This is a genomic window from Leptospira noumeaensis (assembly GCF_004770765.1).
Classification (GTDB): domain Bacteria; phylum Spirochaetota; class Leptospiria; order Leptospirales; family Leptospiraceae; genus Leptospira_A; species Leptospira_A noumeaensis.
Genome location: NZ_RQFK01000023.1, coordinates 101,340 through 116,740, shown reverse-complemented (window position 1 = coordinate 116,740; position 15,401 = coordinate 101,340). Strand labels below are relative to the sequence as shown.

General features: G+C 41.3%; 13 protein-coding genes. 8 read left to right on the top strand and 5 right to left on the bottom strand.

All coding sequences use genetic code 11. From position 1 onward, the window contains the following. Positions 1-2: 2 nt before the first annotated feature. The gene (locus EHQ24_RS07320; protein WP_135601022.1) at positions 3-368 is read right to left on the bottom strand and encodes a hypothetical protein; all 366 of its coding nucleotides are present in this window, start codon (positions 366-368) and stop codon (positions 3-5) included. 112 nt (positions 369-480) lie between these two features. Between EHQ24_RS07320 and EHQ24_RS07315 the strand changes: the two genes are divergently transcribed. After that, entirely contained in the window at positions 481-1,329 is an 849-nt protein-coding gene (locus tag EHQ24_RS07315) for an esterase/lipase family protein (protein ID WP_135601021.1), read from the top strand. A gap of 107 nt (positions 1,330-1,436) precedes the next feature. Here the strand turns inward: EHQ24_RS07315 and EHQ24_RS07310 are convergent, their stop codons facing one another. The 3 genes from EHQ24_RS07310 to EHQ24_RS07300 all read right to left on the bottom strand — a co-directional run bounded on the left by EHQ24_RS07310 (position 1,437) and on the right by EHQ24_RS07300 (position 3,597). Next, positions 1,437-1,883 (bottom strand): four-helix bundle copper-binding protein, encoded by a 447-nt coding sequence (locus tag EHQ24_RS07310; protein ID WP_135601020.1) that lies wholly within the window; start codon positions 1,881-1,883, stop codon positions 1,437-1,439. A gap of 78 nt (positions 1,884-1,961) precedes the next feature. Continuing rightward, positions 1,962-2,333, bottom strand: coding sequence for a hypothetical protein (locus EHQ24_RS07305; protein WP_135601019.1), 372 nt, complete (start codon positions 2,331-2,333; stop codon positions 1,962-1,964). Positions 2,334-2,373: 40 nt separating this feature from the next. After that, complete coding sequence (locus EHQ24_RS07300; RefSeq protein WP_135601018.1) at positions 2,374-3,597, bottom strand: TraB/GumN family protein; 1,224 nt, start codon at positions 3,595-3,597, stop codon at positions 2,374-2,376. A 60-nt stretch (positions 3,598-3,657) separates the two neighbouring features. On the opposite strand from EHQ24_RS07300, the gene EHQ24_RS07295 reads away from it, so the two are divergent. The 3 genes from EHQ24_RS07295 to EHQ24_RS07285 are packed head-to-tail and all read left to right on the top strand — an operon-like array spanning position 3,658 to position 5,599. Then, on the top strand, positions 3,658-4,161 hold the full coding sequence (locus EHQ24_RS07295) for a chemotaxis protein CheD (RefSeq protein ID WP_135601017.1): 504 nt from the start codon (positions 3,658-3,660) through the stop codon (positions 4,159-4,161). A 6-nt stretch (positions 4,162-4,167) separates the two neighbouring features. Next, entirely contained in the window at positions 4,168-5,022 is an 855-nt protein-coding gene (locus EHQ24_RS07290; protein ID WP_135601016.1) for an HDOD domain-containing protein, read from the top strand. Between the two features lie 40 nt (positions 5,023-5,062). After that, complete coding sequence (locus tag EHQ24_RS07285; RefSeq protein WP_135601015.1) at positions 5,063-5,599, top strand: shikimate kinase; 537 nt, start codon at positions 5,063-5,065, stop codon at positions 5,597-5,599. A gap of 66 nt (positions 5,600-5,665) precedes the next feature. Here the strand turns inward: EHQ24_RS07285 and EHQ24_RS07280 are convergent, their stop codons facing one another. Continuing rightward, positions 5,666-6,610 carry a TPM domain-containing protein gene (locus tag EHQ24_RS07280; RefSeq protein ID WP_244310329.1) on the bottom strand — a complete coding sequence of 315 codons (945 nt, stop codon included), beginning with the start codon at positions 6,608-6,610 and terminating at the stop codon, positions 5,666-5,668. A gap of 50 nt (positions 6,611-6,660) precedes the next feature. Between EHQ24_RS07280 and EHQ24_RS07275 the strand changes: the two genes are divergently transcribed. The 4 genes from EHQ24_RS07275 to EHQ24_RS07260 all read left to right on the top strand — a co-directional run bounded on the left by EHQ24_RS07275 (position 6,661) and on the right by EHQ24_RS07260 (position 15,225). After that, positions 6,661-7,833: a hypothetical protein gene (locus EHQ24_RS07275; protein ID WP_135601013.1), complete on the top strand. Its 1,173-nt coding sequence runs from the start codon at positions 6,661-6,663 to the stop codon at positions 7,831-7,833. Positions 7,834-8,029: 196 nt separating this feature from the next. Continuing rightward, positions 8,030-12,607, top strand: coding sequence for a glutamate synthase large subunit (gene gltB / locus EHQ24_RS07270; protein WP_135601012.1), 4,578 nt, complete (start codon positions 8,030-8,032; stop codon positions 12,605-12,607). Beyond that, positions 12,600-14,042, top strand: coding sequence for a glutamate synthase subunit beta (locus EHQ24_RS07265; protein ID WP_135601011.1), 1,443 nt, complete (start codon positions 12,600-12,602; stop codon positions 14,040-14,042). The genes gltB and EHQ24_RS07265 overlap by 8 nt, the downstream gene beginning before the upstream one ends. Before the next feature lie 211 nt (positions 14,043-14,253). After that, the gene (locus EHQ24_RS07260) at positions 14,254-15,225 is read left to right on the top strand and encodes an LA_0442/LA_0875 N-terminal domain-containing protein (RefSeq protein WP_135601010.1); all 972 of its coding nucleotides are present in this window, start codon (positions 14,254-14,256) and stop codon (positions 15,223-15,225) included. The last annotated feature ends 176 nt before the right edge of the window (positions 15,226-15,401 follow it).

Genomic DNA, 15,401 nt, shown 5'->3' with positions numbered 1-15,401 from the left:
AATCATTTCCCTTCGTGTGGTTCCCCGAGTTCGATCCGATGTGGTTCTTCCGAAACAGCCGGATTCCATAGAAAAAATACGAGGATATTCCGGCCGTCTTCTTTTGGAACCGCGACCGTCTCTTGCCTTTCGTATTTTGGCATAAAAACTTCAAAATTGTACATCCAATACTTCCCTTTTTTACGAGTCACCTGTCGGATTCCTTGTTTTAAGGGATCTTTTTTCGTGAGTTTTCCATAAGGAAGGGGGTATTTTGTTTCCCAAATTTGGGGCAAAAGCTTCGCTGCGGCTTCGTAATTCCCTGGTTCGGCAAAAAGAATCGTGGGAAACAATCCCAAAAGTATAATGATTAAAAAACTATGACGCATACGATTCTAAAAGGCAATCCTATGTGAGTACGGTAATCGGTCAATTCAGGAATTCTTGGGCTGGAATTGATTTTCATAGACAAGAATCGAGTCAGACAGAATCATTTAATTCATGTTTCGATTCATAGAATATCTGGAACGTTTTTGGGCGTTATTGTCGTTTTATCTTCCGAGCCATTTGTTTGTGGAGAATAATAAGGATAAAAACATATTGATCGTTCCTGGGTTTCTCGCCGGGCGATCCTACTATTCTAGACTCAAATCCAATTTGGACAATTTAGGATTCAAAGTGGGGATCCTTTCAACCTTACGTAACCCCGTGTCTCTCGAAGAAGCTGTTCAGTATCTTGCTAGCCAAATTCTCACAGCACCTAACGAAGTCACTTTGATCGCTCACAACACCGGCGGTCTTCTTGTTTTGATTTTACCTGATGAAGCAAGACGAAAAGTAAAAAGACTCATCACTCTTGGAACTCCCTTCCATGGTTCCGACAGGTTTACCAATACAAGACAATCCTATTGGGGTTATGAATCTGATTGGGTAAAAACAAATTACAAAAATGCACTTTTTTTTCCCCTCTTCCAACCTCTCTCTGCCATTGAGGATTTTTCCTTTCCTCCGCAAGAGAGTACTGAGTTTGGCCAAGGCCGTGACCTTTGGTTCGATATTCCAGGAAATTATAACTTAGTCAGAAGGAATGAAAACATTCGCACGCTAAGAGAATTTTTGGGAACACCGAAAGACAGTATCATTACACAAAGTTCGCCGAAAGCGAATCCTGAATTTGCAGTCCCTAAAAAGATTGAAGTGGATTTTTCTAAATATGAACCGTCGGTTTATAAAAAGAATCAGAAACAATTGGCGGTAAAAAAGAAATCTGCGGTTAAGAAAGCCAAACTGGCACAAAAAACAAAACCAGCTGCAAAACCAAAAGCCAAAAAAAAATCAAATAAACGATAGATTCTTTAGTTTTTAAAAAAACAACTGCCCGCCAAACAGCAGGCAGTTGCAAAAGTTTCAATCCTATCGACTTCAACTTTTCGAAAGTTTGTAGTGGGATTGGATCCTTAAATCTTCTTTAATTCTTTCACACAAGCAAGGCAACTATCGCGACACTCTTTACAAACAGTGTGGTGAGCTGCATGTTTTTCACATTCCTTCGCACAAGCCTCACAAACCTCAATACAAAGATTTGCTAACTTTTTAGTATAAGCCGAAGACTGGCTTGCGAGTTTTACAAAGGACTCACACAAACTAATGACTTCTCTCGTGCTTGTGGCACAAGCGGCGAGGGACTTATCCCCTTTCCCAAGTTCTGTGAGGCAATGGCTAAGGCAAACTTCAGCCGAAAGTTGGCAGTGCATAGCAGCCATCATCGCTTTGGAATACTTTGATTTTCCTGTCGTAGGCATTGTCATTGTGGAATGGTCATGGTCTTCTGCGGAAAGTGTAGATAAAATTCCGGAAACGGCAACTGCCATCCCTGCTTTTTGCAATAATTCTTTGCGATTCATATTGTATAACCTCTGTTAAATTTTAAAAATAAATTGAAATGGAAACGTGTTCACCTAAAACAAATAGGTGTGGCCATCTCAAATCAGAAGTCGGACCGTTTGGGTAGGAAAGTAGGGGGGAGAATGACGAAGTCCGGCAACCAGCCAATTGGTTGAAACACCAGAAAGAACCTTTGGTTTTAGAACGAAAAATCCATTCCAAACAGGAAGTTTGATCTGTTTCCAAACTGGGAAATCAGGGCCATTTGCCGATTGGAGTTCTTCATGGGTGATGGGGCATTCACAAGACTCGGCGGAGTTTTCTTTCGATTCAGAAGTTTGGTGGCAAGGCGGAACAGAAGACCGTTCCACAAATTTTTCTGCAGAAGTACAGAACCCAAATACAGATGATTTACACCCGAGATAGGTTAGAAAAATTAGAATGAATCCAATTGTGAACTTTCGTTTCATATACTTCTTGTGTAATGGTTAGACGAATCTATCCTACTTCTTAAAATAAATTCTTCAAGCCTTTTCCTGCAACAATAAAGGTTCCAATGGTAGATCCAAATTGAGGAAGGAAAAAAACAAGAAAGATATGAAGCACACGGTTTTTCCAAAATCCACCAAAGGATTCGGAATCATCTGCGATATGTTCGAAGTCTTCCACAAGGGGTTTCCGAAGATAAGATTCGGAAAGAGCACTCACCCAACCCGCTTTAAAGATAGGAACAAATGTTCCAATCGGAGCCGTGATAAAAGCAAGTAAAATCGAAATGGGATGGGCCCAAGCAATGAGAGCACCGAGGGCAGCAAGTCCACCTTTGATATAAATCAGTTTGGAAAACAAATCCATACCGGCTTCCCCACCTTGGCTCCAAGTAGTATAACCAATTAGACCCGCAAAAAATGTTGGATATAGAATGATACTAATATTGTCCCACCATTTGCGTTTGGGGACTTCGTCTAACACTGCCAAGTCGTTTACTTTTTGGATATTTTTTTCGATTCCTGCCAAGTGACCGGCACCCACAACAGCCAAAACAGTTTTGGCAGACTTCCCTTCGGCAGCCTGGCGGATTTTTTCTGCCAGATACACATCTCTTTCATCAATGATGACATGTTTGACAGATTCATATTTTTTTGGAATTTGCGAGAATAGATCTTTCAAAACATCATCCGACTTCATCTCTTCGATTTTATCATCGGATACATCTTCGCGAACAAGAAGTGATGCAAGTAAGGCACTGAAAAGATACATCTTTGAAAAAAAACCAACATTCCCCCAAGACCTTTTGAGGGTGGTTTGGATTTCTCGATCGACGGGCACCACTGGTTTTTTTAAGGATCGACCCATAGTGATTGCTTTACGCATTTCATCCCCAGGTTTGATCTCTTTATTACCGATTTTTTTCTGAAAAGAAGAAAGGATAAGGCTCGATAATAACAACCACATCTTTCTTTCTTTAAAAACTTTGAATATATCTAATTTTTTTAAATAGTCAGGATCTTCTACCGACTTCATTCGTGATTCACATAACTCAACACAAATGACATCTGGTTTTAATTTTTGGATCATTTTTTCAACTTCATCTACACTTTGTTTGGAAACATGTGCTGTTCCAAGTATGTGGACTTCCGTTTTTCCGATGGTTTGGAAGAGATAAGGTTCCGTTGTTTTGAAACCTTTTTTGGTAGATTTTCTGGCAGGAGCTGTTTTTTTGATTGAACGCATAAGGAAAGGTTACTATCTATAATACCTAAGTAACGGTTCCACTCTCTAGAAACAAGTAGAATGTCTATAAAATCCAAAATCATCAATGTGGGAATAGCCGACATCAAGGTCGGAAAAGATACGGACGTGCTCCGAACTACATTGGGTTCGTGCATAGGAATCGTTTTGTATGATCCGGATCAAAAAGTGGGTGCCATTTCCCACATCATGCTTGCCAAAGATCCAACAGGCAAGGATGCCTCCAAGTTCCCACATAAATATGGGGAAACAGCCCTACCCATCCTCATCGAGATGATGAAACAACAAGGTTCCAATATTGGCCAATATTCTTGTCGCATGTTTGGAGGAGCTTCCATGTTTAAGGGAATCAACTCCCATTTTTTGCAAAACATTGGGGAACAGAACATTGTCATTGTTAAAAAATTTATGGAAGAGAAGAAAATTCCCGTCATAGTAGAAGATGTGGCGGGAAATGAGGGACGAACCATCAGTCTTTATTGTGACGACGGGCGCGTGTTGTTAAAAAAAGCTGGTATGGAAAAATACCTTTATAAGGTGCGTTAGGCGAATATGCTAAAGTCAAAGGTTGATGAAGTATTACAAGACGTAAATAAACTGCCTGCCATTTCGTCGGTTGTGTCCAAGGTATTGGAGAAACTCCAAAAACCGGATGTCAATATTGCTGACCTTGCTCAGGAAATTTCGAAAGACCCTGCCATCACGGCAAATGTAATTAAACTTTCTAATTCTGCATACTATAGAGCTTCCAAACCCATTCGCACTGTCCAAGAAGCTCTGATGACTCTTGGAATCAAAACAGTCAAAGAAATTGTCCTTCTGACAGCAGCCAAAGGAATCCTTTCCCAAGATCTCAACAGTTACCAACTGGAAGCTGCTCAACTTTGGAGTTCTTCTTTGCTTGTGGCCGAACTTTCTAGTAAAATTGTTCAACACAAAAAACTAAAGATCGATAAGGATCTAGCCTTCACTTCTGGATTGTTATGCAGTGTGGGTAAAATCGTCCTCGCCCAGTTCTTTAGTCCGGTGATGATGCAAATTAAAACCGATCTCAAAGACAACCAAGAACCTTTCCCAATACTCGAGAAAAAATATTTCGGATACACCCATATGGAAGTGTCTGAGAATCTTTTGAAACGTTGGAATTTCCCCGAGGAACTTACTGACGTTGTGGCCAATTATTTAACACCTGAGAATTCTAAAACTAATCCCCTCTTAACTTCTGTTGTCCATATTGCCAGTATCCTAATTGTGGTGTCTGGAATTGGAATCGATATTGGTGGGGAATCTGTTCCTATTTCTCCATTTGCACTCAGCCAAACAGGTGTTACGGAAGCTGATATAGAAACCTATTTTGTTCATATCCCTGACTTACAAGCCGGTCTTGCCGATTTATTGAACGTATAGTTTCTAACTTTTTAATCTAAAGCCGTTACAGACAAATTTTATGAATATTATCTTTATTGGAGCAAGAGGTGCTGGAAAATCTAAAGTCTCTCGTTCCCTTTCAAAACAAACAAACTTCCCTGTAGTTTCTACAGATTCCATAGCTGTTTATGAAGCCGGTGGGGTTCCTATCCCTAATTTTGTGGAGACCTATGACTGGAAAAAATTCCGTGAATTAGAATTTTCCATTTTGCAAAAATTAGTCAATGCGGACGGGATCATCCTCGACTGTGGCGGTGGAATTTTATTTGATTTGGATGAATCGGGAAACGAAATTCCAAGCCAACGAAAATTAGACCTACTCCGAAAGATCGGAAGGATCGTTTATTTGGAACGAGGAATCGAAGAACTCATCGAAAAGGTAAAGGGGGATTCCACAAGACCCGATCTTTCCAAGGTGGCCTCATACCGTTCCATTTTAGAAAAAAGATTACCCGTTTACCAAGAGGCCGCTCACTTTAAGTTAAACCTATCCAAACTTTCCAAAGAAGAAGCCGCCGAACGGATCATAGACTGGTTAGGAATCAAATCCAATTAAAAAAATGTAATCCAAAATCTTAGACACAGTTTAGTATAACAAACATCAGGCTGTCACAAAAACAGTTTACCAACTTCCACTGGAGCCGCCCCCTCCAAAACTCCCTCCGCCACCGCTAAACCCACCAGAGGATCCGCCTCCTGAACTAAAACCTCCCCCCGAAGAACTGCCAGACGAATAAGAAACAGAATCGGAAATTTTGTCAGACAAAGCCTTTACCCAAGAAATCCGCTCTCTTGTAAGTCGAACAAAGATAAATCCAAATACATAAATGAAATTACAAAAGGCCCAACCATAGAACCCGTAAAAAATTGAAGGAACCCACTGAAAAAAAACGAGTAAAAAGAAAAATACCCATATACTGTTATCCTCTCTATGGAAGGCCAAGATGGTTGCAAAAAGAAAGATGATGCCTACAAAAATAATCCCGATCAAATAGAGATGCCAACCTTGCTCCGCACCGATCCCACGAAAGGATCGGAACTTTTGCCAAAGACTTGGTTCTTCGGGAGTCACTCCTGAATCTAATGTGGAAAGAATTTCTTTTAGGCCGGCGGAGATCCCTTCCACGTATTCCCCCGATTTAAAATAAGGAATCATTGTGTTTCGAATGACACGATTGCAATAGGCATCGGTGAGAATTCCTTCGAGGCCATAACCCACTTCAATTCTCACCTTTCTGTCTTCTATAGAAAGTAAAATGAGAACACCGTTGTCTTTATTTTTCTGACCTAACCTCCAGTGTTCAGCTACTTTCAAACTGTATTCTTCTAAAATCTCACCTTCTAACGAACGTACGACGAGAATGGCCACTTGGTTCGAAGTTTGTTTCTCATGTTCTTCTAAGATTTTTTCCCAAATTTCTGCTTCTTTTTCGGGAATGGTTCCCGCATCCCAAGTGACTCGTCTTTCTAAAACGGGAATCTCTTTGGCAAAAATTTCGACGGAGTTGATCCCTAATAAAAAAAGAAAGAAAATCCCGGTGCGGAAACTTGAAAATATAAATTTCATCGCCACAGGGTAGTTGACAAATGAGAAAAATCAAAGATTTTTTTTAAGCCGTGGAAACAACTTTTTTATCAGATTCTGTTTTGGTGGAAGTAGGAATCTATAACAATTATGTTATGATGTTTGGGATTGTTTTTTGGACTCTCTTGGCATTATCCGGAATATGGATTTGGAAACAAACCCATATTGGGAAATTAGGTTTTCTCTTTACTTTGGTGGCTTTTCTTCCTTTTAGTTATTTATGTTATCAGTCTTATGAAGAAAAAGATGGATTTCATTATCAGTTAACGATAGATAAAACCAAAGATCAAATTCGTTTCGGTGATTCAAAGGAACCTGATATTGAGTTCCCTATTGTTGAATTTATTTCCTACCAAGTCAAATCGGAATCTGAGTCAAAAAAAGATGGAACTCGGTATAAAGACACCATCTACTTACATCACAAATCCGGGTTGTTACTTCCCGTGGCAGTAGTTTCCGTAAAAAAATATAAAGATAACAAAGAAAGATTTAGTCGTTATTCCATGCTTTCCAGAGAATTTAAAAAATTCTTTCGAATCCTTCCTCTCCCCGTAGAAACAGAAACGGGAAAACCATTCAAAGAACTTCTCGTCAAACCAGAGTTACCGAATGAAAAAGAAAAAACACAAATTCACTCACCTAACGAAAACACTGTGCCTAAGTTTCCCATCGAATGGAAACACCAAATCATGAATGCAAATTGGTATTTTTCATTTTCTCTTTTGGCAATTGGGCATTTGGGTATGATGATGTTTTTTGCCAACATCCGAGAAGATAGGAATTACAATTGGTTTTGGGGAGTTTTCATCCTTCTATTTGGTTACCTTTCCTTTGGTGCGCAATATTACTTTTGGATTTTGCCAAAATCAAATACTAGTTACAAAATTGAATCCATAGGGAACGGATTTCGATTTTACTCAATCCACGGACAAGGAAATGAGCAGGCCATTGGATTGGAAGGCGAATGGATTCCCAACTCCGGAAAAATCGTATTTTTGGATTTACCGGAAAAAACCTTACACATCCAAACCAAACTAGCTTATGAAAAAACAATAGCCTTAGCAGAAACCTTTGAAAGTGGATCACCGGACTTTAGTGATGCTCTAAAACTAACAAAAGAGTTGTACAATGCCTCTGATTGGGTGCGTTGGGATTTAAGCGATCTTCCTATGGAAGTTGCAGTTCGCTTGTTTCTTGTACTCTAGCATTTTTTAGATAAAATATAGGTTTGTTCGCATTATGAACTAAACGATTATTTAATATGCCGATTGTACCCAATTTGAACATTTTTTGATGTTTGATTTTGCCTAAAAATAAATCATTTTGCTGAAAACAAAATAATTGGACAGTACACCCAAATTCAAAAACAAGGTACAGTAATTGCTTTAGAGTAGGGTACGTATGTCAAAATCTAACCAACCACCCATCCTTCCGCCGCTCGGCCCACAGGCCCAAGGTATGTATGATCCTGCCATGGACAAAGACTCCTGTGGTGTTGGTTTTATCGCAAATTTTAAAGGCAAACGTTCCCGTGACATCGTCGACAAAGGGATCCGCCTCATGTGTAACCTAGAACACAGGGGTGCCGAAGGGGCCGATCCAAAAACCGGTGACGGTGCAGGGATCATGATCAATATCCCCGATGCATTTTTTAGAAAGGTGCTCCCCTTCACGTTGCCAAAAGAGGGCGACTATGCAGTGGGATTTTTGTTCCTTCCACAAAACACTGAAGTTAGAACTGCCGTTGAAAACGTAATCGAAAAAATCATTGTAGATGAAGGGGAAGAGTTTCTCGGATTCCGCGATGTTCCCATTAACAAAGAATATGCGGGTGTAGTTGCATCCAAAACGATTCCTGTTTTCAAACAAGTATTCATTGGTAAAAAATCCAAAAAAAATAAAACTTCTGACGACTTCGAAAGAAAACTATTTCTCATCCGTCGCCTCATCGACAGACGAATCCGTGCAGAGATGAAACTGGATCGTTCCCAGTACTACGTACCAAGTTTTTCATCCCGTACGATTGTTTACAAAGGGATGTTACTTGGTGACCAAGTTAAAAAATTCTATGAAGATTTAAAGTCACCTGACTTAACTTCTGCGTTTTGTTTGACTCATACAAGATTTTCGACGAACACCTTCCCTACTTGGGATTTGGCTCACCCGTATCGTCAAATTGCACATAACGGAGAGATCAACACTCTGCGTGGAAACATGAACTGGATGGCGGCTCGCCAAATGGTAATGCAGTCTCCACTTTATGGTGATGAACTGCGCCGTATGCTTCCCATCGTGATGGAAGGCCAGTCTGATACTGCTACTTTTGATACAGTTCTTGAGTTACTTGTGATGGGAGGAAGGTCTCTTCCCCATTCCGTGATGATGATGATTCCCGAAGCATGGTCAAAAAACAAAGCTATGGATGCCGACAAACGCGCGTTCTACGAATACCATGCAACCTTTATGGAACCTTGGGATGGGCCTGCTGCCATTGCGTTTACTGATGGTAGAATCATTGGAGCAACTCTTGACCGTAACGGACTTCGTCCGGCTCGTTATATCGTCACAAAAGATGATGAAGTCATTATGTCATCGGAAGCTGGAGTTCTCAACCTTCCACCAGAAGAAGTTTTAATCCAAGACAGACTTCGTCCAGGTCGTATGCTTCTCATCGATATGGAGAAAGGACAAATCCTAGATGATGAAGAAATCAAAAAACAAATCGCTACCCAAAAACCTTATCGCAAATGGGTAGAAGACAATATGATTCGTCTCGGATCTTTACCAGATCCAGAGAACGTAAAACAACCGCAACACGAAACCATTCTAGAACGCCAAAGGGCATTTGGGTATACTCATGAAGATGTGTTTACCATCATCAAACCAATGGGAGTTTCTGGCGAAGAACCAATTGGTTCCATGGGTGTGGATTCTTCTCTTGCTGTTCTCAGTGAAAAACCACAACCCCTATTCCGTTATTTCAAACAAAACTTTGCACAAGTAACCAACCCACCGATTGATCCAATCCGGGAAGAACTTGTGATGGAACTCACAACCTATATTGGACCGGAAGGAAACCTTCTTTCGGAAGAACCGGAACACGCACATCGTTTGGAATTGGAACACCCAATTCTTACGAACGAAGATTTCGAAAAGATCAAACAAATCAGTGAAGGTCACTTCAAAGCGAAAACCTTTGCCATCCTTTTTGATCCTTCTAAAAAACATGATATGCGAAACTCTTTGGATCGTGTTTGCGCTGATGCAGCCAAAGCGATTCGGGAACAAGGTGTAACCCTCATCATCTTAACTGACCATGGAGTGGGTGAAAAAAAGGCAGCCATCCCTTCCCTTCTGGCAGTGGCGGGACTCCACCACTATCTGATCCGTGAAGGCCTCCGCACTCGCGCAGGAATCGTTTTAGAATCAGGGGAACCAAGAGAAGTGGCCCACTTTGCTTTGTTATGCGGTTATGGTGCTAACGCCATCAATCCATACCTTGCTTTTGAAACCATTGCCGATCTTTCGCAACAAGGTTTACTCCCAGAAGTTCCAAACTACAAGGACGCAAAAAAGAAATACATCAAATCTATTGGGAAGGGACTATTCAAAGTATTTTCAAAAATGGGAATCTCCACATTACAATCGTATTGCGGGGCTCAAATTTTTGAAGCAGTGGGACTTGATTCTGAATTAGTGAATACTTACTTTGCAGGGACTCAGTCTCGTATTGAAGGACTTTCTCTTGAGATGTTAGAAGAAGAAACAGTTCGTCGCCACAAAGCGGCTTACGATTCTACTTTTTTTCCGAATAACCTAGAACCAGGTGGAGTGCATTACTACCGTAAAAATGGGGATAGCCATCTTTACACTCCAATCACTGTTCACAAACTACAAAAAGCGACACAAGACAACGATTACAAAGTTTTCAAAGAGTTCTCTAGCCTAATCGACAACCAAAACGAAAAGGCCGTCACACTACGAAGTTTGTTCCAACTTGATTTTGAAGGATCCAAAGCGATCCCGATCGAAGAAGTGGAATCGGTAAAATCAATTCTCAAACGTTTCCAAACAGGAGCCATGAGCCATGGTTCCATTTCTTGGGAAGCACATACCACTCTTGCGATTGCAATGAACCGAATTGGTGCTAAATCCAACACAGGGGAAGGTGGAGAAGATCCAGTACGATTCAAAACCCTTCCGAATGGGGATAGCATGCGTTCGGCGATCAAACAGGTTGCCTCAGCACGTTTTGGTGTGACTATGGAATACCTCACGAATGCCGATGATATCCAAATCAAAATGGCTCAGGGCGCCAAACCAGGAGAAGGTGGACAGCTTCCAGGCCACAAGGTAGACAAATACATTGGATGGCTTCGTTATTCCACGCCTGGAGTCACACTGATCTCCCCTCCTCCTCACCATGACATCTATTCTATCGAAGATCTAAAACAATTGATCTTTGATTTAAAGAACTCCAATCCAAGAGCCCGTGTTTCCGTGAAACTCGTTTCTGAATCGGGTGTGGGAACAGTGGCCGCGGGTGTTGCCAAAGCACATGCGGATCATATCCTCATTGCAGGCCATGAAGGAGGAACAGGGGCAAGCCCCATCTCTTCCATCCACCATGCAGGAACTCCTTGGGAACTAGGACTTTCGGAAACCCACCAAACTCTTGTCGCTAACGGACTTCGTGACCGTGTCTATCTTGCTGTGGATGGAAAACTCCTCACTGGAAAAGATGTGGTTGTGGGAGCTCTCCTTGGGGCAGAAGAATTTGGATTCTCCACTTCAGCACTGGTTTCTGTGGGTTGTATCATGATGCGTAAATGCCATCTCAATACTTGCCCTGTGGGAGTTGCCACACAAGACGAATTCTTAAGAAGTAAATTTACCGGCAAACCAGAGTATGTTGTAAACTTTATGACCTTCGTTGCGGAAGAAGTTCGTGAGATCATGGCAAAACTTGGATTCAGAACTTTTGAAGAAATGATTGGCCAAGTAGAAAAAATCAAATTCAAACGCCCTCACCACCACTGGAAGGCACGTGGTCTTGACTTTACAAAAGTTCTTCATAGACCAACTCCTGTATTTCCTACAGGACTTTATCGTGCCAAAGAACAAAACCACCATTTGGATGAACAAATTGATAACGAACTGATTCGTAAATCACTGGGTGCCATTGACCACAAACAACCGGTCAAAATCCAAACATCAATTGTGAACCTAAACCGTTCTGTGGGAACCATGCTGAGTCATGAAGTGACCAAAAAATATGGTGTGGATGGTCTTTCCGAAGACACTATCGATATTGAGTTTACAGGAACCGCAGGACAGTCGTTTGGTGCCTTTGTAACCAAAGGAATGACACTTCGCCTCATTGGGGAAGGAAATGACTATGTAGGGAAAGGACTTTGTGGTGGAAAACTCATCTTCCAAACTCCGAAAAATGCTCCTTACAAAGCAGAAGAAAACATTGTCATTGGTAATACTTGTTTCATTGGGGCAACCAGTGGAAATGCTTATGTCAATGGAATTGCCGGCGAAAGATTCTGTGTCCGTAACTCAGGAGCTCATGTCATCGTAGAAGGAACTGGGGATCATGGTTGTGAATACATGACTGGTGGCCGAGTTATCATCCTTGGAGACATTGGACGTAACTTTGCTGCTGGAATGTCTGGCGGGATTGCCTACCTTTGGGATCCAAAGAAAAACAAAGAATCACTCATCAACAAAGAGATGGTCGACTTAGATCCGTTAACTGATGCATCAGAAATTGCAGAAGTGAAAAAGATGATAGAAGATCATAAAACTTATACTGGCTCCAAACGTGCAGAAGAAGTTTTAAACAACTGGGAAAAAGTTGTAAAAGAAATGATCAAAGTGATTCCGAGAGATTACAAAAAAGCATTAGAAAAAATGAATGAAGAAAACACTTCAGGAAAAACAAACAAAGAGGGGGTAACAGCTCGTGGGTAAACCAACAGGATTTTTAGAATTTAAAAAAGAATACCTTCAGAAGATTGAACCGAAGGAACGAGTTAAGAACTATAAAGAGTTCGAAAAACCCTTCCTTGAGACTGTTGCCAAAGACCAAGGCGCTCGTTGTATGGACTGCGGGATTCCTTTTTGTCATGGTGATACAGGATGTCCTGTTGATAACCTGATCCCTGAATTTAATGACTTTGTTTACCGAGGTCGTTGGAAAGAGGCTTGGGAAAATCTTTCGAAAACAAATAACTTTCCTGAGTTTACAGGAAGGTTATGCCCTGCTCCTTGTGAGTCGGCTTGTACTTTAGGAATTATTGAACCACCGGTATCAATCAAATCCATTGAAAGAACCATCATTGACCGTGCTTGGGAAGAAGGTTGGGTCATCCCACAACCTCCCACTTCCAAATCTGGGAAAAAAGTTGCCGTTGTTGGTTCAGGACCCGCTGGTCTTGCCGCAGGTCAACAGTTAGCTCGTGCCGGACACACTGTTACTATCTTTGAAAAAAATGACCGGATCGGTGGCCTACTCCGTTACGGAATTCCAGACTTCAAAATGGAAAAACGACATATTGACCGCCGTATGAAACAGATGGAAGCAGAAGGTGTTACCTTCAAAACCAATGTGAATGTGGGCATAGATATTACCGCAAAACAACTATTAGCAGATTTTGATTCAGTAGTTCTTGCTTGTGGATCAGAAGTTCCAAGAGACCTACCCGTTGAAGGAAGAAAAAGCAAAGGTGTTCACTTCGCCATGGACTTTTTGTCCAAAAACAACAAACATGTTGCCGGTGATGCCATTGAAATCATCAACGCTAAAGACAAACATGTCATCGTAATTGGTGGAGGGGATACAGGATCGGACTGTGTAGGAACTTCCAACAGACACGGGGCCAAGTCCGTCACTCAAATTGAACTTTTCCCAGAGCCACCTAAGGAAAGAGATTCCTCGACTCCTTGGCCACTCTATCCAAAAATGCTTCGCACTTCCACCTCACATGAAGAAGGTGTGAGTCGTAAATGGGCCGTTTCCACTATGGGTTTTAAATCCAATGACAAAGGGGAAGTGACTGCCATTTACGGATCCGAAGTGAAAGAAGAAAATGGAAAGTTTAATCCGATTCCTGGAACGGAATTTGAATGGCCTGCAGATTTAGTTTTTCTTGCGATGGGATTTGTAAACCCCATCAAAGAAGGACTCATCGCTGACCTTCAGAAAGAAGGAATGGAGTTAGATGGTCGGGGGAATGTAAAAGCTGATTTTGGAACAAAACCAGGATCATTCGCAACATCTTTACCAAAAGTGTACGCCTGCGGGGATGTAAGGCGAGGGCAATCCCTCATTGTTTGGGCCATTTCAGAAGGAAGAAAGTGTGCTGACCAAGTCCACCAGTATCTAACTTCAGACCAAGAAACGTAAAAAAACCTCTTATTTTAAGAACCGCATTTGGAACAAACCTTGTCGTAGCAGGGATAATTTCTTTCCAAATGCGGACTTACTTTCGAACCATCTTTGGCAAAAAAATTCTTGCCTAACTTCCAAATTGCCGAAATCATTGGAGAGATCAATTGAAACGTAGCTAGTAGCACTATAGAGATTGTTATATAATATTCCAACATTTGAGAAACCCTTGAAACTTACTATTACACAATATTTTAAAATCGCAACACTTTTGGTAGTGCTTACCACAAACCTAACCGCAGAGAACATCCTCCTCAAAAAAGGAGGAACTCTCCAAGGTAAGGTGGTGGAACAAGACCAGTATAAGCTAAAAATTCGCAAAGAAGACGGAACCGTTGTTGTTCTCAACAAGACAGATATTCTTAAAGTGGTTTACAAAGACCACCTAACAGCCGCAGAGGAAGACAAACTTCGTAAAGCAGAAGAAGACAAAGAAAGAATCAAAAGAGAAAAAGAAGAAGCAGCTAGACTTAAAAAAGAACAAGAGGATGCTGCAAAATTAGAAAAAGAATTAGCTGCTAAAAATGCAACAGCTGATGCAGAAGCCAAACGCAAACAAGAAGAAGATGCAAAACGTGCAGAAGCAGACCGCAAAAACCTAACAAGAGGTGGTGCGGCTTGGAGATCCGCAGTCCTTCCTGGTTGGGGACAATGGAAACAAGAGAGAAAGGTACAGGCCATCGTGTATCCAACCATCATTGCCGTTGGTTTATTTTTCACATACGACAAACACCGCATGTATTTAAATGCAAAACGTGATTATAATAATTTAGAAAATCCTTATACCACCAATGGTTTGTTTCGTGCTGCTGTTACTCCTCCGTCTGCAGCAACAGTTTCTCCAACAGAAGCAATAGTAGCAAGTCAACTTGGTCCTTTCAAAGGCCAAAGGGAATCTGTGGAACGGCATTACCGAGAAATGCAATACATTGGAGTGGCTACCCTACTCGTTTATTTTTGGAATATTTTTGATGCCTATTATTTCCATCCAACGGGTTCAGGACTCAGTTACGAAGACACTCGCAAAGAAAAATTCTTTATGCGTTCTTCGGTAGACCGGGTTGGATACCACCCCACTGCCATCGCAGGAGATCGCGGGATAGAACACCGCACACAACTCGGTTACGAATTTACTTTTTAACACGCATTAGGGGTTGAACCCCGAACTCTTACATTTTAGATTAATTCTAACTCTCAAATACGCCCTTGACAAATATCAAGGGGTCTAGATCGGAACCCCATCCTGTTTTTCTTTCTTTTCTTAGTCCTTTTCATACAAAGGAATTAGTTCTCTATATATACAGAACTGATAAAGAT